Source organism: Brumicola blandensis (assembly GCF_031846165.1).
GTDB classification, from domain to species: Bacteria; Pseudomonadota; Gammaproteobacteria; order Enterobacterales; family Alteromonadaceae; genus Glaciecola; species Glaciecola blandensis.
In genome coordinates, this window is the sequence record NZ_JAVRIE010000003.1 from 197,905 (window position 1) to 222,967 (window position 25,063).

Below are 25,063 nucleotides of genomic sequence, written 5' to 3' on the forward strand. Positions count from 1 at the left end.
CTTAAGAGTTCACAGTGACTTTTCAATGCAAGACGGTTTGAATAAAGTAAAACCGATCTTAGCAAAAACCAAGGCCTTAAATATGCCTGCGGTAGCCATCACTGACCAAATGAACATGTGTGGTCTGGTAAAGTTTTATTCCACTGCATTTGCGGAAGGTATTAAGCCGATTATTGGTTGCGATATCTGGTTGCTATCTTCTCAATTCCCAGATGAAATAACCCGTTTAACTTTGTTGGCGAGAAGCCTTGAAGGTTACAAAAACATTACTGAAATCATTTCTAAGGCATACAAGCAAGGCCATGTACAGTACAAAGTAGTGGTTCGAGAAGAGTGGTTAGCTGAGCATGCTGAAGGGATAATTGTTCTGTCAGGAGCGCTCGCGGGCGATCTTGGTATTGCTCTTACTAAGAATAATACAGCAATAGCTGAGAATATTACGGCATTTTTCCAGAAGCATTTTCCCGATCATTATTATATTGAATTGATTCGAACAGGCCGCGATGGCGAAGAGGATTATATCCATCGTGCTGTAGAGTGGGCTGAGCAGCATGACTTGCCGGTGGTTGCCACTAACGAAGTGTGTTTTAACGATCATGAGGGTTATGAGCCACACGAAGTGCGCGTTTGTATTAGTGAAGGTTATACATTAGAAGATAAACGACGTCCTAAGAGGCACAGTGACCAACAGTATTTGCGCAGTGCAGACGAAATGGTTGCGTTGTTTAGTGATATACCGTCGGCTATTGAGAATACGATCGAGATAGCCAAGCGTTGCAACGTTGAACTGACTTTAGGTGAGTACTTCTTGCCGCAGTTTCCAACTGGCGATATGACGACTGAAGACTTCCTAGTGAAGGTGTCTCGTGAAGGTTTAGAACGGCGTTTATTGAAGCTGTTCCCTGATGAAGACGAACGCAAAGAAAAGCGCCCTGAGTATGATGAGCGTTTAGAAATAGAATTGAAAGTAATCAACCAGATGGGTTTTCCTGGGTATTTCTTGATCGTCATGGAGTTTATCCAATGGAGTAAAGACAACAATATCCCGGTCGGGCCTGGCCGTGGCTCTGGTGCTGGCTCCTTAGTGGCTTATGCACTCGATATCACAGATCTTGACCCATTAGAGTTCGACCTTCTTTTTGAGCGATTCTTAAACCCTGAACGGGTATCTATGCCTGATTTTGATATCGATTTCTGCATGGATCGTCGTGATGAGGTGATCGATCATGTTGCTGATATTTATGGACGAGATGCAGTATCACAAATTATTACTTTTGGAACGATGGCGGCTAAAGCGGTTATTCGTGATGTCGGTCGCGTCTTAGGGCATCCCTATGGCTTTGTTGATCGAATCTCTAAACTCGTGCCACCCGATCCTGGCATGACGCTCGAGAAAGCCTTTGCTGTAGAACCTCGCTTGCCCGAGTTATATGATGCCGATGAAGAAGTTAAAGACCTGATAGATACTGCTCGAATACTTGAGGGCGTGACCCGAAATGCAGGTAAACACGCTGGTGGTGTGGTTATTTCACCCACCACTATCACAGATTTTTCGCCCTTATACTGTGACGATACAGGTTCAAACCCAGTTACCCAATTTGATAAAAACGATGTTGAAACTGCCGGCTTGGTGAAGTTTGATTTCTTGGGCCTGCGCACATTGACTATCATTCAATGGGCTATTGATATGGTAAAAGAGGTACAGGGCAAAGATATCGATATTACCCAAATTCCTCTTGTCGATGCGAAGAGTTTTAGAGTATTGCAAAACGCCGAGACAACAGCGGTTTTCCAGCTTGAATCCAGGGGGATGAAAGATCTGATTAACCGCCTGAAGCCAGATTGTTTTGAAGATATTATTGCTTTAGTTGCTTTGTTCCGCCCTGGTCCATTGCAATCAGGCATGGTAGACAACTTCATCGACAGAAAACATGGCCGAGAAGCTATTTCTTATCCTGACGCTGAATATCAGCACGAATGTCTACAGGAAATCTTAGAGCCTACGTATGGCATTATTTTGTATCAAGAACAGGTGATGCAGATTGCTCAGGTTATGTCTGGCTATTCGCTCGGTGGTGCTGATTTGTTGCGTCGTGCGATGGGTAAGAAAAAGCCGGAAGAAATGGCAAAACAGCGAGCCTCATTTGAACAAGGTGCTGCAGACAATGGCATTGATCCCGACCTTTCTATTAAAATCTTCGACTTGGTTGAGAAGTTTGCCGGTTATGGCTTTAACAAATCACACTCTGCTGCTTATGCACTGGTGTCCTACCAAACGCTTTGGTTGAAAGCACACTATCCCGCAGAGTTCATGGCTGCTGTAATGTCAGCGGATATGGATAACACCGATAAAATTGTGACTTTGGTCGACGAATGTGGTCGCATGGGGCTAGATATTCTGCCGCCAGATTTGAATGCAGGTCAGTATAAATTTACGGTAAATGCTGAAGGTCAGATTGTGTATGGTATTGGCGCGATTAAAGGGGTAGGTGAAGGCCCTGTCGAAGCAATTATCGAAGCAAGAGAACAACAAGGTCAATTTAAGGACCTGTTTGATTTTTGTGCGAAAGTGGATGTTAAGCGAGTCAACAAAAGGGTGCTTGAAAAATTAGTACTCAGTGGCGCAATGGACAACTTAGGTCCACATCGTGCGGCTTTAATGGCCAGTATTAAAGATGCGCTTGACGCAGCATCTCAACACGCAAAAGCAGAGTTGGCTGGGCAAGCCGATTTATTCGGGGTGCAGATTGAATCCGATGAAGATGTAAGCAATGCCTTTGCTAATGTGCCTGAATGGTCCGAGAAAGTCTGGTTAGATGGTGAAAAAGAAACCCTTGGACTATATTTAACCGGTCACCCGATCAATCAGTATATAAAAGAGATTAGACAATACTCAGATGGCCGCCTAGCAGATTTAACGCCAACGAATCGTGACCAGTTTGTTAGCACGGTAGGCCTTGTATTAGGCGTGAGAGTCATGACTAATAAAAAAGGTCGCCGATGGGGAATTGTGACATTAGACGATAAATCAGCCAGAATGGATGTCAGGTTTTACCCCGATATGTATGAGCAGTACGAATCGGTGCTTGTTTCAGACAATTTATTGTGGGTTAAAGGACAGGTCAGCTTTGATGAATTTTCCGGTGGCAATACAATAAACGCTAAAGAAGTGTTAACGATTGTTCAAGCGCGAGCAAAATACGTCAAACAATTGAAAATTAGTATCCCAGAAAAGTTGTGTACTTTGTCAACAGTCGCTAAAGTGCAAGGTATTATGCAAGATTACAAAAATGGGACGTGTCCTTTGCACATTCATGTAGAACATGAAGATGCAGAGGTAACCATTGCAGCAAATGCGCAATGGTACATTGAACCAGATGAACAATTACTAGTTGAACTGCGCCATGTACTGGGCAGTGAACGCGTTAACTTAGAATTTAATTAAAAGTATTGTAGCCATTAGGCAATGCTTTATAAGGTGTTAGGATAAAACATGACAGGACATTTTTTGGATTTCGAAAAGCCGATTGCAGAGCTAGAAGCCAAAATAGAAGAGTTGCGCATTGTTAACCAAGGCGGCGAATTCGATGTGAGCATTGAAGAGGCGATTGGAAAACTGAAAGAAAAATGTGCAGAACAGACAAAGAAAATCTTTTCTAACCTAGGGGCTTGGCAAATTTCTCAAATTGCTCGTCATCCAATGCGCCCTTATACCCAAGATTATATCAATAAAATGTTGAATGAGTTTGACGAGCTAGCGGGTGACCGAGCTTATGCAGACGACAAAGCAATTATTGGCGGCTTGGCGAAGCTTGATGATGTACCTGTCATGGTTATTGGTCATCAAAAAGGCCGAGATACACAAGAAAAGATCAAACGAAATTTTGGTATGCCAAAGCCAGAAGGCTACCGTAAAGCCTTGCGTCTTATGCGCATGGCCGAGCGCTTTAAATTACCCATTATTACTTTCATTGACACCCCAGGTGCCTATCCTGGTGTCGGCGCTGAAGAGCGTGGACAAAGCGAAGCAATTGCGATGAACCTAAAAGTGATGGCCGAGTTGACTGTACCGATTATCTGTACTGTTATTGGTGAAGGTGGTTCTGGAGGTGCTTTGGCTATTGGTGTTGGTGATAGAGTAAATATGTTGCAATACAGTACTTACTCGGTTATCTCGCCAGAAGGCTGCGCTTCGATTTTATGGAAGAGTGCCGACAAAGCGTCTGTTGCTGCTGAAGCAATGGGTGTAACCGCACCACAAATTAAAGAGTTGGGTCTAATCAATACCATTGTCGAAGAGCCTCTAGGTGCAGCGCATCGCGATCATGATGGTATGGCGGCTAATTTGAAAGCAGTGCTCAAGCAACAATTGGCACAACTTCAGACTTTGCCAACAGAAACGCTTTTAGAAGAACGCTACGAACGATTAATGTCGTTCGGGTATTGTTAAACGATCCTTCTATGACATCGAATATGACTCAAGTAGGCTAGGGAGCTAAACGCCATGTCTTCTTTGAGTCATATCGAAAGCGTCCTTGCTGACTTTCTATTCGGCAAACTTCACCATAAACCACAAGATATCACTGTCGCCCTAAGTGGTGGTGTTGATTCTGTCGTCTTGCTATACGCCTGCTGCAAATTAAAACAAACAAACCCGCAGATAAACATAGCCGCAATTCATATTCATCATGGTATCAGTGCCAATGCAGATGATTGGTTAGATTTCTGTACAAAGCTTTGTAATGACTTATCGGTTTCATTGCAAACTGCGCATGTGAGCGTTCAGAAGCAGCCTCGAAAAAGTTTAGAGTCACTTGCTCGTGACGCACGTTACGCGGCAATTAATCAACTCGCGAAGCCTGGAACGATAGTGCTCCTTGCGCAACATGAAGATGATCAGGCTGAAACGGTATTACTTCAACTGAAGCGCGGGGCAGGACCAAAGGGGCTCAGCGGAATGGCTGAGGCCTTCACCTTCACTCTGTCACGTGATGGACTTACTGTAAATACCTTAGAGACCGCTCAGAATTCACCTAACTCAGTACAGTACGCTCGTCCTTGGCTAAACAATGGTGTGTCGAAATCCCATATTTTAGATTATGCACAGGCTGCAGGTTTAGAATGGGTAGAGGATGAATCAAATCAGGATATCTCATACGACCGTAATTTTTTGCGCCAAAAGCTGATGCCTTTACTAACAGAGAAGTGGCCTCAAATTACTCATACGATTGCGCGCAGCGCTCAGCACTGTGCGAGTCAAACTGAACTAGTCGAAGCAATGGCAGCAGAGGCTCTTTCAAATGTGTTGAGTGAAGAGGGAGGACTGCAATGTCGAGCCCTATTGGTCTTACCTATTGCGATGCAAAGAGAAGTGCTGCGCCTTTGGTTATCTCGTTTTTTGAGTCAAAGCCCTAGCGCAATGCAAGTGACAGAGATCCTGAAATTAGCACAAGCCAATGAAGATAAAAATGGAAAAGTGCTGTTAAAAACGCATCAATGCAGACGTGATCGCATGATACTACTCATGATTGCTAATCATGAGATCATTGAGCAAGCGCTACCCACACTGCATTTGTCCGTTGTAGACTTAAAAAAAGAAGATAAACAAGTGGGGGATCTACGCTTTTCGATTCAGGAAAACACCTTGATGATTGCTTACCTTTCCTTTGCACGAACTGGCAGTGATTCACAAACCTGGCACCTTGAGTTACCTGTGACAAGTACCAAAGTAACAGTGAGTTATGGCGACTTATCTCGCCGCTTTAAACCAAATGCTCAACGTCCGAGTAAAACGCTGAAAGCATGGATGAAAGAAGCCAAAGTGCCAGAATGGCAGCGACTAGGTGTGCCGATTGTCGAATTTGACGGAGATATAGCGGCTATCCTTTTATAAAGCCCTCTTGTCCCTACATCATTGAAAATTAGCACATAATTTTCGATTGAATAATCTCGGCATATATGGGTAACATAGGCTGTCTTAGTTTGTTTACACTAAACAAAACGACAATCAAAAAGGAAGATGTAAATGATAAAGTACGATGAATATAAAGTGATTCACGTTGTTGAAGGCGGTTGCGGTACAATTTTCTTAGGCTCAAGTGGCTTACCCTTAAAAAAACTTGAATCAACTTTAAATGCTGAAGCCGCTGACGGCTGGCAGTTGGTTTTCCAAGTTGTTGAAAACAAGCGTTTCATGCTTTTCTGGAGTAGAGAGGCAGTGATCTTAACTTTAGGTCGTTCGAATGCTTAAGCAAGCTGCTTTGAGTGCCATTCGCTGGTATCAGCGAATGGGGGGCTCGAAGCAATTGTTTCGTATTGAATGCAACTTCACCCCCACTTGTTCCGAATATACGCATCAAGCAATATCGAAATATGGGGTGATGAAGGGCACCAAATTAGGTTGGCAACGCATTAGACGGTGCTCAGATCCAGACTGTATTTGTATCAAGCCAGATCCTTTAAAATAATTACTATTAGGCCACTACTCATGAACATGGAAGAACTCAAAGCAGAAGAGAATAGTCTACGCAACAATGTGGCAGAGTTGCATCCTGAAGATAAGAAGCTTTACTACCAAATTGAACAAAAATTAGTGAAAGATCCAGATACCTATGCAGTACTAAATTGGTTTTTACCAGCAGGTATTCATCACTTTTATTTAGGTAAAACAGGACGTGGCCTACTTAACCTTGTCGTGATGCTTATAGGTTTAGCGACCATATCAACAATCGGTATTTTCATCATTATACTCGTCGTGTTGATTGAGCTTCCACAGCTATTTAGAAGCCAGCAAATTGTTTATGAATATAATAACAATGTAATGAAACAAGCATTGGCAGAAGTTTACGATCAGAGTAGCCATATTGAATTCGAACCAAGACGCTAAGAACTGGCTATACATTAGCCTCAGTATCGTTGTAGTCATTGCAGTATTGGCTTATCAAACGGTATTTGTCATTGTCCCTTATGTATCTACTGAGCTCGCGAAGAAAGTGCCACCAAGCATTGTTGAGTTTTTGGATGAGATGACCCTAGAAAGTTTGGACGAGGAGGGGTTTTCACCTTCCGACATTCCGAAAGAAACGCAAGATAGATTAAGGCATTTATTTACAAGCTTAGTCGCGGAGAATGCTCAATCCGGACGCGCCTACCAACTCGTGTTTCGAGCATGGGACGGTATTGCAAATGCAATGGCCCTGCCAAATGGTACAATCGTGCTGACAGATAGACTCATTGAACTTGCCACTAATGACGAACAAATCGCAGCTGTGTTATTGCATGAGATAGCACATGTAGAGGAAAACCATGGCTTGGAAGGTCTTATCAAGTCATCGTTGCTAAGTGTATCGTTGAGTGCACTGTTCGGCGATGTAGGCGCAATGGGGGAGATTTTAGTTCAAGGCGCAGTTTTCGGCACTGACCTGAAATATAGTAGAGATGCGGAACTAGAAGCTGACGCATTTGCAGTCAATGCCTTATTGCAAGGGTCTAAGGATCCAATGTCATTGGAAGAAATCCTAAGCAGCATCAGTGGCGATGCGGACAATGACCAAATGGGCAGCACATGGCTAAGCAGTCACCCTGATTTACCTCAACGTATTGAGCAAATACGGCAAATCAAACTCGCGATGTAGGCAAGCATTTGCCACGCACTTGCTGCTCAGCAATAGCAGCCTTAGGCTGCTTTAAACAAGTTTTTACCCAAGCCTTTCGCATCAATCAGAGCCATATCTGCACGTTTAAATAAACTGTCTTGCGTATCGTCTGGGCGGAAGGTTGTTGCCCCCACACTACTAGACACATCAAGATGAGATAACATTGGGTTCTTTTTAATGGCTTGTTGAATTCGTTTCGCAACACGTTTGTTCGCGGCACCATCGCTATCTAGCAGCAAGCAACAAAACTCGTCACCACCAAAGCGGAAGGCATGATCAGATTCACGTAAGCAAGATTGTAATAAGTCTGCAAACTCAATAAGGACATCGTCACCACGTTGGTGGCCATATTTGTCATTTACTTGTTTAAAGTTATCCAAATCCAGAATTAATAAACCGAAGCCTTGCTCGCTGCGCAAGCTCATACTCATTAGCTTTTGAATAGAATCATTGAAGTGAGAGCGATTATATAAGCCCGTCAACATGTCTTTCGTTGCTAACTGTTTAATTCGGTAGTACTCCAAAGCATGCTTTAAACCCATTGCATAGATTGCGTGTACTTCAGACAAAAGTTTGCGCTGAACGGGCGACAAAACCTTGGAAAATACATATGCGAGTTGTGCATGCTGAGGAGCACCGAAAGGATGGCCGTAGTCGAGAGATATCTTCATACTACGAGCGGTATTCGTGCTTTTGCCAAAAGACAATACTTGATTGGCAAAGCTAATTTTTATCGCTGTGCACGGTAATTTTGTTTTTAATAAATCAAAATAGCTATCAACTAACTCATTCAAGTCAATTGACTGCAACATAGTGCGCATTATATTCGACGATTCAATGGTAGATAACATAGGACTTTCTCTTTCGCCATCAAACTCGAAGGTCTTTACGGCGCGCGTTTCTATCGCTGGACTATCCTTAGTTCCATTAGTGTCTTTTACTGCAAGGATATCCATTGTTTACTCCAAATAGATCTCTTTAAATATGAATACTTCATGATCAATACACAGTGTTTTTCAAACTTTCGTCAGCTTATTGACGGATAGATTGATTTAATCGCTATATTGGGTATGTTTTTTGTGCCAATATCTATGATGCTTGCTCTGTAAGCCGCGATATGCCGTTTTAACTGCTGTGCTAATCATACTTAAGTAGAGTAAAGCAAACTTTGTGCCTATTTTTAAACGTGCTGTTTTTTTCAGCTGAAAAGCCACAGTACAGTTTGATTGTTAAAGGAAACTCATTTGGATTCGACGTTTATTAATGTCATTGCGCTGTTGGCTTTGTCCGTACTTTTGGTATGGAGCTTTAAGCGCATCAATTTGCCCGCTATCTTGGCCTATCTAGCCGTTGGGGTAGTGGCTGGCCCTCAGGTCCTTTCAATGTATTCAGATCCTGAACAAATGCATCTCTTGGCTGAGGTTGGTATTGTATTCTTGCTATTTTCCTTGGGGCTGGAGTTTTCACTACCTAAGCTTGTCGCCATGCGCAATCTTGTATTTGGGGTGGGAGCAGGACAGATGTTGATCACGACAGTGCTGTTTGCTGCTATCGCACTCGTCTTTGGGCAAACACTCAGCACTGCGATCATTATCGGTGGCATGGTTGCTCTTTCTTCTACCGCAATTGTCATTAAACAAATTGATGATGCGGGACGATTAAATACGCCACGCTCGCAAATGGCAGTCAGTATATTGCTATTTCAGGACTTAGCCGTTGTCCCTTTTTTAATCGTCATTCCTCTACTGGCTGAAAGCGCTGAACAGAGTATCGGCGCGGCCATGCTTCTGGCTTTATTTAAAGGTGTTGTCGTCGTTGTATTGCTGCTGTCGATGGGGCGTTGGTTATTACCAAAACTGTTTAATGAAGTTGCTCGGACCCGCACGGACGAGTTATTTGTGTTAACGACGATATTAGTTGCATTGTTAGCTGCTGGGACGACCTATGCGTTTGGTTTGTCAATGGCACTAGGTGCTTTCCTTGCTGGCATGATGCTCAGTGAGTCGCAATACCGTCATCAACTCGAAGCAGATATAAGACCATTCAGAGATATTCTAATGGGTCTATTTTTCATTACTGTCGGGATGAAGTTAGAGCTGAATGTTTTCATTAGTCAATTTCATTGGGTCATTGTTGGCTTGGTTGTACTCGTTGTATTAAAGACGGTGGTTGTATGGTTTAGCGCTATTCTATTCAAGAGTAACAAACAAGATGCTTGGGCAGCAGGTATGAAGCTAGCGCAACTTGGGGAGTTTAGCTTTGTTATTGCGGCTTTAGCGGCACAAAACGGCGTGATTACCAGTGAACAGTCTTCTATGGTCATCAGTATTGGACTGCTAAGTATGGCTATTACGCCTTGGCTGATTACTCAAAGTGGTAGGTTCGCGAACTGGATTGCCCCTAACGATGCACTTGTTCATGCTCAACAAGTACAACCGAACATCAGTTCTGAGAGTTTATCAAATCATGTCTTAATTTTGGGCTTTGGTCGGGTGGGGCAGTCTGTCGCTAGAATGCTGAAGTTAGAAGGTATTAAGTACATTGCTATCGACTTTGACCCTGTTAGAGTGCATGAAAGCCGTTCTGCGGGCGAAAGTGTCATGTTTGGTGATGCTTGCCAGCGAGACTTACTAAAATCTGCGGGTATAGCTAAGGCGCAACTTGCGTTAATTACTTTCGATCAACACGACAAAGCGCTGAAAGTCGTGAATGTTATTACCGATTTAAAAGCGGGCCTACCCATAGTCGTTAGAACGCGAAAAGATTATCAGTCTGAAGATTTTTATGCCGCAGGCGTACTTCAGGTCGTTCCTGAAATACAAGAAGGTAGCTTAATGCTTGTGTCTCAAGTCTTGCATAGCGCAGGAGTCCCGATGTCACGCATTCTAAAGCGTGTGCGCAATGAACGGAAGAAAGGCTATCAGCATATGCATGGCTTTTTTCCAGGTGAAACTACCGAAATCACTTACGGTACAAAAGACAAACTTGAATTCATGCATGCGGTCGCGATTGGCAGCGATGCTTATGCGGTGAATAAAACACTCAGTGAACTAGATATTGAGCGTCGACGCGTCAAAGTGACAGGACTTCGGCGCAATAATAACGAGATTGAATCACCGGAAGCCGACACGCTGATCGTAGCGAATGACGTATTGGTTATTTCTGGGAAGCCAAGACGGGTTGAGCGAATTGAGCATTATTTGTTATATGGCAAATAAGCGCGATGTTTTATAAATCGGCCATATGATGCAAAATTTTCCAATAATCCTATTCAAATAAAGTAAACTACGCCCATTATTCATTAGTGAGGAGATTTTCCGTGGCGGTTCATTGGTTCCCAGGGCACATGCACAAGGCGCTTAAAGAGATTAAAGAGGCCTTAAGCCAGGTTGATATTCTCATTGAAGTGTTAGATGCACGAATTCCATATTCTAGCGAAAACCCTGAAGTTGCAAAGATTAGGGGAGATAAGCCCGTTCTGAAAATACTCAATAAGTCAGACCTTGCTGATCCCGAGATCACCGCTAGGTGGCAGGCTCATTTGGAGTCTGAAAGAGGCGTCAAAACATTTACAACCTCTACAGATAATACAGCTAAAACCAAGCAAATAATCGAGTTAATCCGCAAAACCTGTGCTCAAAAAGATGCATCGGTAAAAACGATCAATGCCATGATTATGGGCATACCAAATGTAGGAAAATCGACGCTGATCAACATCTTAGCTGATCGTGTTATCGCGAAAACCGGCAACGAGCCTGCAGTGACCAAAAATCAACAACGTATCAATCTCGGGAGCGGCATCGTTTTATACGATACACCGGGTGTACTTTGGCCGAAGCTCGAAAATCCGAATACCGGTTATCGCTTAGCAGCATCGGGTGCCGTCAAAGACACTGCAATGGAATACGATGACGTAGGCTTTTATGCGGCAGACTATTTGATAAAAGCTTATCCTGATTTGATGCAAGACCGCTACCGCCTCGATTTTGTGCCAGACACCGAACTAGCGTTCTTAGAGATGGCGGCATCGAAGCGCGGCGCGTTGATGGCAGGTGGTCGTGTTAATTTGCATAAGATTTGTGAAGTACTTATCAATGAGTTGAGGTCGGGAAAACTGGGCCGTATTACCCTAGAAACGCCTGAGATGCTGATTGAAGAAAAAAGAGAGATGGCAGAGGTAGCCGCCAAAAAGCTCGCAGACAAAGAAAAACGAAAGCAGCGTTTCAAGGATGGCTCGCTGACGCCAGATAAAAAAGATAAAAAAGAAAAGCGTGAAGAAAAACGAATGGAAAATAGAGCGCGACGAAAAACGTAATGACAGTTAATCAGTCGCGCAATGGTGTGTTAGAGCAGGGCGTGGTTGTTGATAGATACTAAGACAACTGGCTCAACACGTGCTCGATTGCCCCAGTAATGGCTGCGACCTGCGCTTTCGCACATATTTCGTCGTTAGCGTTTGGACTGTCAGGATAAACTTCAGTTGTGCTAACGTAAGGCGCATCTGTAAAACCACCACATAAGTGTAATGACTTTTTGTCATAATTAATCACACCATGCTGTTCTACATCAGCCCCAATAATTTTATTGTCTTTATCTGCTAAAGCAATGTGGGTAACTGACTCAACAGCCTTTATGATAGCGCGTTGAAAGTCAGGCTTGGGTCGACTTGTATCTCCGACAGTGTAAAAACCATCAGGAATGTCCCACACCTTTTGTTCAATGGCATCACGTGCTGCTAACGCCGGACGAAATTCTGTATTGTCAGAGTCGGTAGTTTCGTGCAAGTCAATGTGCATACTGAGTGGAAGTTCTAAAGCTGCAACGCACGCCATAGCCAGTTTTGCTTCCTGGCTTGGACTATTTTCAATAAAGGAGCGATTAGGATCTAGTGCAAAAGGGTTCCAACGATTAATCGTTTCATATCCCCAAGGGCTTAGGCATGGCAAGACAATGATATTTGCTTTTCCTTTGTACGCTGAGGCAGCATCGCGAATAAAAGCAATTGCACCTTGCACCCCACTGGTTTCATAACCATGAACACCGCCGGTGACTAAAATATTGGGTAGTCCAACTTGATGCTCACCGATAACAGCGCAATACAATGGATAATCAGCATAGGCACTTCCTTGGTTTGCTCCGTCACTTAAGCTCAACGATTGATAGTGAAGAGTACCGTAGTTTATTAACTCATAAATTAAGCCTTCACTTCTCAGTTGGTTTAAGGGGTCAGCGACCTCATCAAAGTAAGAACGCTTTTGGTATTGTTGATCTAACCAAGCTTGCTTATCTTTCTCTGTCCAAGGTTTACCAGGCGTGCCAATCGAGTATTCAGGGTATGCATCAGTCATTTAAGCGGCAGGATCCTTTCTTAAGTTTTCAAATTCTTTGTTCAATGAGTATTTTTCGTCAGTCACAATACGCTCTAGGGTAGCGATTCGCTCGCTCATCACCTCAATTTGACTGAGCAATTCATTTTTTTCTTTCTTGCTGAGCGCGCTGGCTTCTTTTTTCTTTCTGTCGGATAGGGTTGAGATAATACTCGTTATACCACCGACACAAATGGCAACAATAATAATAGCCGTTAAGTTCATCTTGTTTCTCCTTAAAATAGTCAAAGTATACCGCGCTAGCTAAAAAGCGCGCCACGCGAAATTGTACCAACAAGAATGTTTAGCAAAACTAACATTCCAAAATATGGCTGACAAGCGAAAGCAGTAATAGCTCGCATATCTTTTTATTCTTTGTCTCAATTTCGTCTTTTGTGTGTTTTCAAATCTTAGCAAGCAAAAGTTTTGCCAAAAGAAAAGTTAAGTAATAACAATGGCTTATATTTTCAGTGGTTCGTTTCTATTGGGTTTATTGGTTAAATTGACCAAAAAGGAGTTAGATGTACAAACTAAGGCATAGGATGTTAAACGATATATTGTGCGTTTCGTAATAGCTCTTATTATACGTTTTATTATTACAACACCGAGTAATTCGCTATAATCAGCGCTGAGCTTCAAATTCATCTCACAAAACTAACATTATTATATTTATATCAAGGGCTTATGAGCGAAATTCAAGCATTAAATCAAGACGAAGTGTTTATGGCTAGAGCAATTGAGCTTGCCGAAAAAGCAGAAGCTATCGACGAAGTCCCAGTAGGGGCGGTGATTGTCTTGGACGGTATCATTATCGGTGAGGGTTATAACCAGTCCATTTCATTAAATGATCCAAGTGCGCATGCTGAAATGATAGCCCTACGCGAAGCCGCAGTAAATGTGAATAACTATCGTGTGCTTGATGCTACCTTGTATGTAACGCTGGAGCCGTGTCCGATGTGTGCGGGGGCTTTAGTGCATGGCAGGATTAAGCGCCTTGTTTTTGGCACTTATGATATGAAAACAGGAGCAAGCGGTAGTGTTATGGATATCACTAATCATGCAGGTTTAAATCATCAAGTGTTGGTCGAAGGTGGTTGTTTACAAGCCGAGTGTAGTGCGCAGATATCTGCTTTCTTCAAGCGTAGAAGAGCCCAAAAAAAGCAGCAAAAACATCTAGGTGAGTGAGGTGGCCTATGTGCCAACTTGACTACGTTTCAGGTAGCCATTGGCATTGAGTTTACTGGCGGCAAGGGCACTAATGTTAGCAGTGCCGAATATCTTTGAATGAGAGTACTTTGAATGAGAGTAAGTGGGCGCTAGGATTAGCAGGCTTCACTCCATTGTTCAGCAAGCTCGGTGATGGCAAATTGTTTACGACGTTGCATGACTTTCTGATGCATTCTCTTTAATAGCATTCTACGTTGGTTACTTGCTCTTAATCTTCTACCTGAGCTAAAGCTTTTGTTTCTTTTCATATTGTACCTCTTTTCTGTCTTGTCTGAAGTTCCGACGACTTCAGTAGTTTTCTTTTATGTTTTAAAAATTCTTTTAAATTCGTGCTATTAGAACGCACTAGGCGTTAATAAGTTTCATTTATTTCCAAATAATGTCATTTGCCTGTTCAATTCTATTTCCAGACTATTTGTTTCTTGCCACAAATAGCTCGTCTCTCATATTGGTCGTTGTGACTTGGTTGTTGCGACGAATACTCGAAAGATATAAGCAAGTTATAGTCCAAGTTGGTGACAATTTTGTGACCATATAATTAAGCTTATATGAATGAGGATGCGCTCGCGATTTTCAACAGAGCGCCAAAGAATCTCTTTTGACGTTTATCAATTGGACGAAGTTGAACTATCTGAATCTGTTTGAGATTGAGCGTCGCTTCCACTCTCAGTTTTCTGGCTTGACGGTGGTGAATTGATTTCAGGTGGCAATTCTGGTGCGATCTCTGGCAATTGCGTCTGATCCTCTAACCACACTAGAGTATCATAGTAACGACGGATGTTGTCAACATAGTTAACTGCCTCATCACCGCGAGCATAACCATAGCGTGTAGATTTATAGAATTTTTTCTGGCGAAGTAAGGGTAAGTGCTTCTTCACATCTACCCAGAGGTCAGGGTTATAGCCCTGTCTTTCTGTGATTTTTCGAGCGTCTTCTAAATGCCCCAATCCGACGTTATAAGCAGCAAGTGCCATCCATATGCGATCAGGTGATTGAATCCTAGCGGGTATACGCCGGAGTAGACTGCTTAAATACCGAGCTCCGCCACTGATACTTTGCTCAGGATCCAGTCTCGATTTTACTTTCATGTCTTTCGCTGTCGCTAAGGTCAGCATCATTAGGCCGCGAACACCGGTGGGTGATTTTGCTTTCGGGTCCCAATGACTTTCTTGGTAACTCATTGCGGCTAATAAACGCCAGTCATTATCACCAGCATATGCCTCAAATAGTTCCTTGTAGGTTGGCAGCGTTTTATCGACTGCACGCATAAACGCACGGGTATCAACGTAGTCAAAGGACTTTACGTGACCAAAGTATTTGTCTTCTAAAGCACTTAACTGACCGTTTGCTTGAAGCGAGCCAAAGTATTCGATTAGCGCAGCACGCAATGAGTCATCGGTATCTTTATTTAATAGCCAACCTATTTGCAGGGTATCTGTTACTGAAAAACCTATCCCTAAATTGGGGTACCGTCGTCTAGCCACGGCTAAAATATTCGAATCTGAGATGGTGTAATCTAACTCGTCTTCAGACACCATTTCTAAAAGTTCTTCAATATCTTTTTCGTCGGTTTCCTGCCAGAACGGAAGTTCGTCGCTTTGCGTAAAGACGCTTAAGGGTTCGCGATAAAAATCATTTGCCACAATGGTCAGGTCACCCTCTAATTGCTGGATGTCACGAGGGCGGTTTCGTCCTTTTCGATAAACCAGTTCGAAATTCACCGACTGATAAGCTGGGCCAAAACGATAACGCTCTTTGCGTTGTTCTGTCATGGTAACGTTGGCAGCAATCAAATCGACTTGTTTGTTTTCTAACTGGGGTAGAAGTTCACGATAAGAATAGTAAGGATAAACTTCTAATCGTACACCAAGGTAATCAGCGAAACCTTGAGCGAGTTCATACTCAAAGCCTTCGGGAGAAGTGGAACCATTATAATAAGTTGTTCTGCCATACACTGAGCCCACTTTTAGTACGCCAGACTGTAAAATACTGCTGAGCGAGGACGCATGCTGCGGTTGAGAGCAACTGCTCATAAAAAGAAGCGTTGAAAAAGTGATACATAATCTCAGGCAATATTTGCCGAACGCATTTATCTTACGAAATTCAGGCACAGAATATGAAGACCACTTTAGGTGTGGTTTAGAGGGTATTCTGGGTGAGCTAAATTTCTTCATAAGGCCATTGTGACTAAATTTTACTGCGGCATCCAGTAAGTTATTGCAAAAAAGCAAAATTCTCCTCTGTTAATCACTTATCAAGTGCCGCATTTTCCTCTATAATTCTGCGCCAATTGCTGTCCTTAGCCTTTGGTTGCATTACCACACGTGCAACCCTAATAATTGGTATCTACTATGTTAATTCTTCGCGGTTCTTCTGCTCTTTCATCGTTTAAACAAGAAAAGTTATTAGCGCAATACGCTAATCTTGGTCTGCCAGTGCAGAATGTAAGCGCACAATACGTTCATTTTGCTGACGTTGAAGGTGAATTAGACGCTGAGGAATTAGGCGTTCTGGAACAATTACTTACTTACGGACCAAACTCCGAAAAGTTAGACCTTGCTGGTCGTTTAGTTATTGTGACGCCTCGTCCGGGTACCATTTCCCCTTGGGCTTCAAAAGCAACAGATATTGCCAAAAATGCCGGCTTGACCAAAATAAAACGATTAGAGCGTGGTATTGCATTTTACGTATCGACGCAAAGCGAATTGGAAATAACGACATTAGCTTCACCATTATATGACCGTATGACGCAGTCTGTATTTAATGATTTGGAGAGCGCTAGTGTCTTGTTTGCTCAGACTGAAGCGAAACCTTTCACATCAGTTCCTATTCTAGAACAGGGTAAACAAGCCTTAATTGATGCCAATATTTCTTTAGGCTTAGCACTGGCGGAAGACGAAGTAGATTATTTGTTTGATAGCTTTACTCAATTGGGTCGCAACCCGAACGACATTGAGCTTTATATGTTCGCACAAGCAAATAGCGAACATTGTCGCCATAAAATCTTTAATGCAGATTGGACGATTGATGGCCAGAAGCAAGAAAAGTCATTATTTAAAATGATTAAAAACACTTATGAAGTGTCAACAGACTTTGTCCACTCAGCTTATAAAGACAACGCTGCTGTGATGGAAGGTTGGCATGCCGGTCGTTTTTATCCAAACGCGAACACCGGTGAATATAACTATCATCAACAAGATATCGATATTCTCATGAAGGTTGAAACGCATAACCACCCAACTGCGATTTCGCCATTTCCAGGCGCAGCGACTGGCTCGGGTGGTGAAATTCGTGATGAGGGCGCAACGGGGCGAGGTTCAAAACCAAAAGCAGGTTTGGTTGGTTTCTCTGTTTCAAACTTGAATTTGCCCGGTCTCTCACAACCTTGGGAAGTCGCTTACGGTAAACCTGAGCGGATAGTGACTGCTCTGGATATTATGCTCGAGGGGCCGCTAGGTGGTGCCGCTTTCAATAATGAATTTGGACGCCCAAATATTCTAGGTTATTTCCGCACATTCGAACAAACAGTTGATAGTTTTAATGGGAAAGAAGTACGTGGTTATCACAAGCCGATCATGCTCGCAGGCGGACTAGGTAATATTAAAAAGGACCACATCCAAAAAGGTGAAATAACGGTTGGCGCAAAACTTATCGCCTTAGGCGGCCCAGCAATGAATATTGGTTTGGGCGGCGGCGCAGCATCCTCAGTTGCATCTGGACAAAGTAACGCCGATTTAGACTTTGCATCTGTGCAACGTGAAAACCCTGAAATGGAAAGACGCTGTCAAGAAGTGATTGATAAATGTTGGCAATTAGGTGACGAAAATCCGATTCAATTTATCCATGACGTTGGTGCAGGTGGATTATCCAACGCATTCCCTGAACTCGTTAATGATGGTGAGCGCGGCGGTGTGTTCGAACTGCGTGAAGTACCAAATGATGAACCAGGTATGTCGCCATTAGAAATATGGTGCAATGAATCACAAGAACGTTATGTAATGTCTGTAGCGCCTGAAAACCTAGCAACATTCGAAGCGATTTGTAAGAGAGAGAGAGCACCATTTGCGGTTGTAGGTGAAGCGACAAGAGAGCAGCACTTGACTCTCAGTGATGCAAAGTTTGGCAACAAACCGATTGATATGCCGCTTGACGTGCTTTTAGGTAAGCCACCAAAAATGAGCAAAGATGTGGAGAGTTCTACAGCAAATGGCGACACTTTCGATACACAGAATATTGATTTAAGAGAAGCGATAGAGCGCGTGCTTCAACTACCAACGGTTGCTGATAAAACGTTTTTGATCACCATTGGTGACCGTTCTGTTACGGGTATGGTATCCAGAGACCAAATGGTTGGTCCATGGCAGGTTCCAGTGTCTGATGTCGCTGTCACAACGTCTGCATTCGATACCTACTCAGGCGAAGCGATGAGTATGGGGGAGCGCACACCGGTGGCATTGCTTAATCATGCTGCGTCGGCCAGACTCGCGGTTGCCGAGTCATTAACCAATATTGCAGGTACTGATATTGGTGATATGAAGCGAATTAAATTATCTGCTAACTGGATGTCCGCTTCAACTCACCCTGGTGAGGACGCTGGTTTATATGCTGCAGTGAAGGCGGTCGGTGAAGAGCTATGTCCAGAGCTTGGTTTGACTATCCCTGTTGGAAAAGATTCGATGTCGATGAAAACGGCATGGCAAGACAATGGTCAAGATAAGGCGGTCACGTCTCCATTATCACTGGTCATTACCGCTTTCGGTGCAGTAAAAGACGTACGCAAAACGGTGACGCCAGAATTGCGAGAGACCGCTTCTGAGTCTAGCTTGTACCTTATTGACTTGGGCAATAAGCAGAATCGTATGGGTGGTTCGTGTCTAGCTCAAGTCTACGGAAAGTTAGGTAAAGACGTGCCAGACGTAGATGATCCTGCCAAACTAAAAGCCTACTTCTTATTCATGCAAGAGCTTGTGAGTAAGGGTTTAATTGCTGCTTATCATGACCGTTCTGATGGCGGGTTATTTGTGACGGCAGCTGAAATGGCCTTTGCGGGTAAAAAAGGGATTGAGTTAGATATTAGCGGTTTAGGTAACGACGCTGCGTCTATTTTATTTAATGAAGAGCTTGGTGGTGTAGTGCAGGTTCGAGAAACTGATTACGAAGCATTCAATTCAGTAGCCCAGCAGTTTGGTCTTGAGGGCTGTATTCACAAAGTCGGTGAAATAAACGATGTTGACAATATATGTGTCAGCAAAGATGGTGAGTTGTTAGTTAAAAACACGCGTACTGTTTACCGTCAATTGTGGGCAAGCACTACTCATGCAATGCAAAAGCTGCGTGATAATCCTGATTGTGCTGACCAAGAGCACGAAGCCAAAGGCGATTCTGAAGACCCAGGTTTACACAGCCTATTACATTTTGATATCAATCAAGATGTGAGCGCCCCCTATATCAACACAGGCGCTAAGCCTGAGGTCGCTATCTTGCGTGAGCAAGGTGTGAACTCCCATGTTGAAATGGCTGCGGCTTTTCACCGGGCAGGTTTTACGCCAATCGATGTGCATATGAGCGACATGTTAAATGGGCGCTCATTGGATAACTTTGCTGGCTTGGTTGCCTGTGGTGGCTTTAGTTATGGTGACGTCTTAGGAGCGGGAGAAGGTTGGGCGAAATCAATTTTGTTCAATCCAGAAGTGAAAGCAAGTTTCAAAGCTTTCTTTGAGCGAAATAATACTTTCTCGTTGGGTGTGTGTAACGGTTGCCAGATGCTATCCAATCTGAAATCACTCATTCCTGGTACAGAACATTGGCCACATTTCGTGACTAATCAGTCTGAACGATTTGAGGCACGCGTAGCGATGGTCGAAGTGGCTGATTCGCCTTCGGTTCTTTTATCAGGTATGCAAGGGTCAAGAATGCCCATTGCCGTCTCTCATGGCGAGGGTCGTGCTGAGTTTAAAGCTGACAATCAAATAGCCGCGCTGAAAAATGCCAGTCAAATAGCACTGCGCTATGTTAATAACTACGGCAGAGTGACCAGCGACTATCCGGCAAACCCAAATGGTTCCCCACAGGGCATTACAGGTTTAACGTCGGTTGATGGACGAAGTACGATCATGATGCCTCACCCTGAACGTGTGTTTAGGGCGGTTAGTAATTCCTGGCGACCAGATGACTGGAAAGAAGATAGCCCATGGATGCGCATGTTTAGAAACGCGCGTGTATTTGTTGGCTAAAACTAACCGCGGCGGTTTCGCTCGCGGTTAATCAGTTTTTGATTGGGATGTTTTTTCAGCAGCACATATACTGAAGCTAAGCCACCGTGATGTTTCTGTGCTGTATGAAACGCTATTACCATGTCAATTTGACGCAGCCATTGGTTTACATAGCTCTTCATGAAACCAGGGAAGGGTTTACTTTTCAACCCGAGTCCATGTTGTAATAGTAGAGTGCGAACCCCTTTTTCATGACACTCTTTAATGGTTTTATAGAGTGCTATTCTGGCCTCGTCTAACTTCATATGAGTGATGTTTAGCGAGGTATCTATTTGGTATTTCCCTAGTCGCAAGTTTTTATATACGCCGTCCTGTACACCATCTTGTTTGTATTCAATAAAGTCATGAGGATCAATCGGTGTGACTTGCTCTACCGATAAACCATTGTCGTCTTTTTCGACTTCAGCGATCAATGCCTCACGCTTTAGCTTTTGAGCAAGTGTTTCCTGGCTTTTGTTATTCAGGGCAATTGTATTGCTACTTGCTAGAGGTTTTACATCACTCATTTCGTCGAAGAATGAAAGGTCATCAGGTACAGAATGTGACATAAGTGACTCCTTGGTTGCGACTAGCTTTAATGCCGATATACTCTAAATCGATTTGAGTATCTGTGGGTTATACGCCAGAATCTCAAGCTTAGTCCAGAATTTATTTACGGAAATTATCATGACCCTGCCACTTATCGCAATTCTTCGAGGTGTAACACCAGAGCGTATTTTATCTGTTGCAGACATTCTGTTATCAGAAGGGTTTCACATGCTTGAAGTCCCTTTGAATAGCCCTGACGCGTTGAACAGTATTCAGATGCTTGCCGATAAGTATTTGCAAGAGCCGAATCAAGCTGAGCCAAGTGAACAACTTTTGTTGCTAGGTGCTGGTACCGTAGCTACGCACAAGCAAGCTGAGGCTGTTGTAGATAGCGGGGCAAATCTTGTGGTATCACCGAATTTTAATAGTCAGGTGATCAACATTGCGAAGCAAGCTCAAGCCTATATGTGTTGCGGTGTATTCACCCCAACTGAAGCATTTAATGCGATAGAAGCTGGCGCAGACTGCTTAAAACTATTCCCTGCCAATGTACTTAAGCCTGGCGGCCTAAAGGCTTTACGTTCTGTATTGCCAGCTCAAACACAGTGTTTCCCGGTGGGAGGCATTGAGGCCACGGAGCAGTCAATGATGCCTTTCTATGAAGCCGGAGCCAATGGCTTTGGCGTAGGCTCAGCACTATTTCATCCCAGTATGAGTGATGATGATATTCGGCGAAAGGCGAGGGACTTTGCTAGTGTTTGGAGAGGTTTATCAAACTAGTTAGCCCATTGAGTTATTTTATTATAAATTAATTGGCCTTACCGCTTGACAATATGTCCGATGGTGTTAATTTATTGTTAAATAAACGTGGTGTTTGTGAAGATTTGGCTTTATTAGTCACTTAATCGGAGCAGCCAGCCCGTCTTATCTACACAACAATAAAGGAAGACACTGTGACTACAACTAAAAACTTTAAACTCTCCACTTTAGCTATAGCGCTTGCTGCGCTTGGCGGGGCGTCAGCATCTGGCTTTGCGTTGGCACAAGAGGAAGAGGCAAGCAATGACAATAATGTCGAGGTTATCGAGATAAAAGGAATTCGCTCGTCGTTGACTAAAGCACTTGCAGAAAAGAGAGCTTCTAGCAAACTTGTTGAAGTTATTCAATCAGATGATATTGGCAAGCTACCTGACCAAAATCTGGCTGAAGTATTAGAAAATGTCACAGGGGTCCAGATCACCCGAACAGCGGGTGTAGGTACGGCGGTGCAAATTCGCGGTACAGATGAAAACCGAGTGGAAATCAATGGCGTTTCCACCGTTGGCTCCGGTTCGGGGCGCGGAGGCATCAGTTTTGAAGACTTGCCGGCAGCGCTCATTTCCTCAGTTGAAGTTACCAAAGCACCCGAAGCGAAAACCATTGAGGGATCGGTTGGTGGCACTATCAACTTACGCACTTTGAGGCCACTTGAATTAACCGACACCGTCTTTGCTGTGCGTGGCAAGGTGCAAAATAGTGACTTGGATGTTGACGATAATTATTCCCCAATACTTTCGGGTACTTTCGGCGATAATTGGTCAACTGACAATGGTGAGTTTGGTATTGTCATCAGCGCGAGTTATGCCGAACAAAACGTTTCCGCTTTTAGGCCGCGAGCTGACCGTGACGGTTTAGTCACAACAGATCAAAACTACGATGCCGATGGCCGAGCGGGTGAGCCAAGTGATCGCATCATTGGTAGTGCAGAAGATTTTGATTTTTTGAGGATCCAGTTCTTCAATCAGGACTACGATATTCTTGATTATGAAACCACGAACTTTTCTGCTTCTTTTGAATGGCAGCCAAACGACAAGCTGCGTCTGTATGTCGATGCCCTAGTGAATGATCAGCAACGTACACAAGAGAGCACAGAGATTCAATTTTCAGGTGTGTCAGACATTGACGTTGTAGATATTACGACAAACACCTCATTCGAGACTGTAAACTTCGGTTCTATTGATACGCCTAGCGGTATAATCAATATACCGTCGATTCAAGCCGTCACCTCCGGTGTTTTATTACCAGATGCTATTTTGGCAAGTGGGTTGAATCCGAATATCAGGACTACGACAAATACCGGCGCGAGACTTACCGACAGTTCGGTGATACGAATCGGTGGTGAATGGACCGATGACAAATATGTACTCAGTGCTGAATATGCAGTTTCGCAATCCGATACAGTCACACCAAACTTTGCAACTCGTTTGGATTTTATTAACCCTAACTCTGCACAGCCAGTATTAGGTGGAAGCGTGGATAATGGTACGCCTGTAGAGTTTGATCTACGAGGCGGCACCTTGCAATTTGGTATTGCGCAAGGCTTAGCAACATCTCCAACGACAGCGCAATTGCTTGACCCTGCAAATTATGCTTTGAGTCAGGCTCAGCAGGTACGCGACCTATCTGAAAATGAAGAAACTGCTTTTAGATCAGACTTTACCTATTTTCTTGATGGAGCAATTCCTTTTGTAAGCTCGATAGATGTTGGCTATCGCTACAATGAGTCTTCAACGCTTAATAACGATTTCAATAATTCTCGTGTAAACCTAACAAGCTCATCCTCTGAGTTTGACCGACCTAGAGCGAGTCTATTTTCAAACATAGTGGTGCCTGGCTCACCTAACTTTAACGCTGCAGACGGAAGACGTTTATTTGTACGAGATTTTCTGATTATTAATCCAGGATTATCCTATTCAGATCCAGATGCAGTTGCTCAAGCAATAAATAGCGCGATTATTTCGGCCTCAGACGATCCAAATAACCCAGGTGAAACCTTAGGTGCATTGGTGCAAGATGAGTCGGCTTTCTTTGACATATCAGAAGAAACCCATGCACTTTATGCCCAAGCAAACTTTGAAAGCGATATCCTGCGTGGTAGCGTGGGTTTGCGTTATGTCACTACTGAACTCACGTCCATAGGCTTGGTTGAAAACAATGGCTCGTTTGAACAGTTAGTTGAAACGGGTGACTACGACTTTGTACTTCCACGTTTAAACCTTGTCGCAGACATCAATTCAGATGTCGTGCTTAGAGCATCATTAGGTCGAGATATTAACCGCCCTGATTTCGATAATCTGTCGACTTCTACTCAGTTTACTGTCAATGCCAACGCGCCTGTAGTAGCGGGAAATCCCAATCTAGTGCCAGAAGATATTTGGTCTGTGGACTTAGCTGTTGAGTACTATTTTGCTCCATCAAGTGTGTTGAGTGCAGGCGTTTTCTATAAGAAGCGTAAAGACCTATTTATTCCATTTACTGAAGATCCTCCGGGTAACGTGGTCGACGGCGTCTTAAACATCGATATTACTGCGCCGTGTGAAGACGGCGGCATTTTTAACCCTGTCGCCGATAGAAACATCAACAACCCAAGCCCTGGTGAAGGTATTTGTGTTCCTTTCCAGTCAACCTTTAACGGCAATGGAGACACCACACAAAAAGGTATCGAGCTAGCATTTCAATACGACCTTGCGGGCTTCGAAGATGACCTTGGTTGGGCTTCTGGTTTTGGTGTAATCGCTAACTACACATATCAAGATGCTAGCAGTGGTGATGATTTCCGAAGCTTCAACAGTCGTGGTATCGCCATTTTAGAGGCTCTGGGTATTGCAGAGGAAGACGCTCAAGACCGTGTTGAGTTGCAGAACTTATCGAAAAACGCCTATAACTTTACATTGTTCTATGAAAAGTATGGCATATCAGCACGTGCTCGATATACCTGGCGCTCTGCCTACATTGCTACAGATGCCTTTCAATTTGGTTTACCACGCGTGAATGAAGCTCGTGGCCAACTTAACGCAAGTATTAACTATGATGTAAATGAGAACCTGAGCTTCGGTCTTGAGGGAATTAATATTACACAAAGTGATGCGGAACAATCATGTGTCAATGAAGGAGGTTTATTATGCTTCCAAGGTCTAACTGACCGCAGAATCCTTGTTGGTGCAAGCTATAGGTTCTAACTGGCTCTGTTACATAT

19 protein-coding genes are annotated in these 25,063 nt (G+C 43.6%); 13 read left to right on the forward strand and 6 right to left on the reverse strand.

Going from position 1 to position 25,063, the window contains the following annotated elements:
• The first annotated feature begins 25 nt into the window (after nucleotides 1–25).
• The 7 genes from dnaE (at nucleotide 26) to RM544_RS09355 (ending at nucleotide 7,634) form a co-directional block, all read left to right on the forward strand.
• On the forward strand, nucleotides 26–3,445 hold the full coding sequence (dnaE, locus tag RM544_RS09325) for a DNA polymerase III subunit alpha (RefSeq protein WP_432264481.1): 3,420 nt from the start codon (nucleotides 26–28) through the stop codon (nucleotides 3,443–3,445).
• A gap of 48 nt (nucleotides 3,446–3,493) precedes the next feature.
• On the forward strand, nucleotides 3,494–4,450 hold the full coding sequence (gene accA, locus RM544_RS09330; protein ID WP_311361522.1) for an acetyl-CoA carboxylase carboxyl transferase subunit alpha: 957 nt from the start codon (nucleotides 3,494–3,496) through the stop codon (nucleotides 4,448–4,450).
• 54 nt (nucleotides 4,451–4,504) lie between these two features.
• Nucleotides 4,505–5,893 (forward strand): tRNA lysidine(34) synthetase TilS, encoded by a 1,389-nt coding sequence (gene tilS / locus RM544_RS09335; RefSeq protein WP_311361523.1) that lies wholly within the window; start codon nucleotides 4,505–4,507, stop codon nucleotides 5,891–5,893.
• 132 nt (nucleotides 5,894–6,025) lie between these two features.
• Nucleotides 6,026–6,250 carry a DUF4177 domain-containing protein gene (locus tag RM544_RS09340; RefSeq protein ID WP_311361524.1) on the forward strand — a complete coding sequence of 75 codons (225 nt, stop codon included), beginning with the start codon at nucleotides 6,026–6,028 and terminating at the stop codon, nucleotides 6,248–6,250.
• Complete coding sequence (gene yidD, locus RM544_RS09345; RefSeq protein WP_311361525.1) at nucleotides 6,243–6,467, forward strand: membrane protein insertion efficiency factor YidD; 225 nt, start codon at nucleotides 6,243–6,245, stop codon at nucleotides 6,465–6,467. The genes RM544_RS09340 and yidD overlap by 8 nt, the downstream gene beginning before the upstream one ends.
• Nucleotides 6,468–6,487: 20 nt before the next feature.
• Entirely contained in the window at nucleotides 6,488–6,886 is a 399-nt protein-coding gene (locus RM544_RS09350) for a TM2 domain-containing protein (RefSeq protein ID WP_311361526.1), read from the forward strand.
• Nucleotides 6,864–7,634: a M48 family metallopeptidase gene (locus RM544_RS09355; protein WP_311361527.1), complete on the forward strand. Its 771-nt coding sequence runs from the start codon at nucleotides 6,864–6,866 to the stop codon at nucleotides 7,632–7,634. Before RM544_RS09350 ends, RM544_RS09355 begins: the two co-directional genes overlap by 23 nt.
• A gap of 41 nt (nucleotides 7,635–7,675) precedes the next feature.
• On the opposite strand, the gene RM544_RS09360 is transcribed toward RM544_RS09355, so the two are convergent.
• Entirely contained in the window at nucleotides 7,676–8,611 is a 936-nt protein-coding gene (locus RM544_RS09360; RefSeq protein ID WP_311361528.1) for a GGDEF domain-containing protein, read from the reverse strand.
• 288 nt (nucleotides 8,612–8,899) lie between these two features.
• On the opposite strand from RM544_RS09360, the gene RM544_RS09365 reads away from it, so the two are divergent.
• Together RM544_RS09365 and ylqF are read left to right on the forward strand one after the other, a co-directional pair.
• A complete protein-coding gene (locus tag RM544_RS09365) occupies nucleotides 8,900–10,873 on the forward strand; it encodes a monovalent cation:proton antiporter family protein (protein ID WP_311361529.1) in 1,974 nt (657 codons plus the stop codon).
• A gap of 101 nt (nucleotides 10,874–10,974) precedes the next feature.
• Complete coding sequence (ylqF, locus tag RM544_RS09370; RefSeq protein ID WP_311361530.1) at nucleotides 10,975–11,970, forward strand: ribosome biogenesis GTPase YlqF; 996 nt, start codon at nucleotides 10,975–10,977, stop codon at nucleotides 11,968–11,970.
• A 58-nt stretch (nucleotides 11,971–12,028) separates the two neighbouring features.
• Here ylqF and RM544_RS09375 read toward each other — a convergent pair whose 3' ends face one another.
• Both RM544_RS09375 and RM544_RS09380 read right to left on the reverse strand, forming a co-directional pair.
• A complete protein-coding gene (locus tag RM544_RS09375; RefSeq protein ID WP_311361531.1) occupies nucleotides 12,029–13,003 on the reverse strand; it encodes a M14 family metallopeptidase in 975 nt (324 codons plus the stop codon).
• Nucleotides 13,004–13,246 (reverse strand): hypothetical protein, encoded by a 243-nt coding sequence (locus tag RM544_RS09380; protein ID WP_311361532.1) that lies wholly within the window; start codon nucleotides 13,244–13,246, stop codon nucleotides 13,004–13,006. It lies immediately after the preceding gene.
• A gap of 459 nt (nucleotides 13,247–13,705) precedes the next feature.
• On the opposite strand from RM544_RS09380, the gene tadA reads away from it, so the two are divergent.
• Nucleotides 13,706–14,206 (forward strand): tRNA adenosine(34) deaminase TadA, encoded by a 501-nt coding sequence (gene tadA / locus RM544_RS09385; protein WP_311361533.1) that lies wholly within the window; start codon nucleotides 13,706–13,708, stop codon nucleotides 14,204–14,206.
• 137 nt (nucleotides 14,207–14,343) lie between these two features.
• Here the strand turns inward: tadA and RM544_RS09390 are convergent, their stop codons facing one another.
• Nucleotides 14,344–14,496, reverse strand: coding sequence for a hypothetical protein (locus RM544_RS09390; RefSeq protein WP_311361534.1), 153 nt, complete (start codon nucleotides 14,494–14,496; stop codon nucleotides 14,344–14,346).
• Nucleotides 14,497–14,856: 360 nt separating this feature from the next.
• Nucleotides 14,857–16,359: a membrane-bound lytic murein transglycosylase MltF gene (gene mltF / locus RM544_RS09395; protein ID WP_432264482.1), complete on the reverse strand. Its 1,503-nt coding sequence runs from the start codon at nucleotides 16,357–16,359 to the stop codon at nucleotides 14,857–14,859.
• A 240-nt stretch (nucleotides 16,360–16,599) separates the two neighbouring features.
• Here mltF and purL point away from each other — a divergent pair, with 240 nt between their 5' ends.
• The gene (purL, locus tag RM544_RS09400; protein ID WP_311361535.1) at nucleotides 16,600–20,481 is read left to right on the forward strand and encodes a phosphoribosylformylglycinamidine synthase; all 3,882 of its coding nucleotides are present in this window, start codon (nucleotides 16,600–16,602) and stop codon (nucleotides 20,479–20,481) included.
• 2 nt (nucleotides 20,482–20,483) lie between these two features.
• Here purL and smrA read toward each other — a convergent pair whose 3' ends face one another.
• Complete coding sequence (gene smrA, locus RM544_RS09405; protein ID WP_311361536.1) at nucleotides 20,484–21,068, reverse strand: DNA endonuclease SmrA; 585 nt, start codon at nucleotides 21,066–21,068, stop codon at nucleotides 20,484–20,486.
• A gap of 118 nt (nucleotides 21,069–21,186) precedes the next feature.
• Between smrA and RM544_RS09410 the strand changes: the two genes are divergently transcribed.
• Entirely contained in the window at nucleotides 21,187–21,828 is a 642-nt protein-coding gene (locus RM544_RS09410) for a 2-dehydro-3-deoxy-6-phosphogalactonate aldolase (RefSeq protein ID WP_311361537.1), read from the forward strand.
• Between the two features lie 173 nt (nucleotides 21,829–22,001).
• On the forward strand, nucleotides 22,002–25,046 hold the full coding sequence (locus tag RM544_RS09415) for a TonB-dependent receptor (RefSeq protein ID WP_311361538.1): 3,045 nt from the start codon (nucleotides 22,002–22,004) through the stop codon (nucleotides 25,044–25,046).
• Nucleotides 25,047–25,063: the final 17 nt, after the last annotated feature.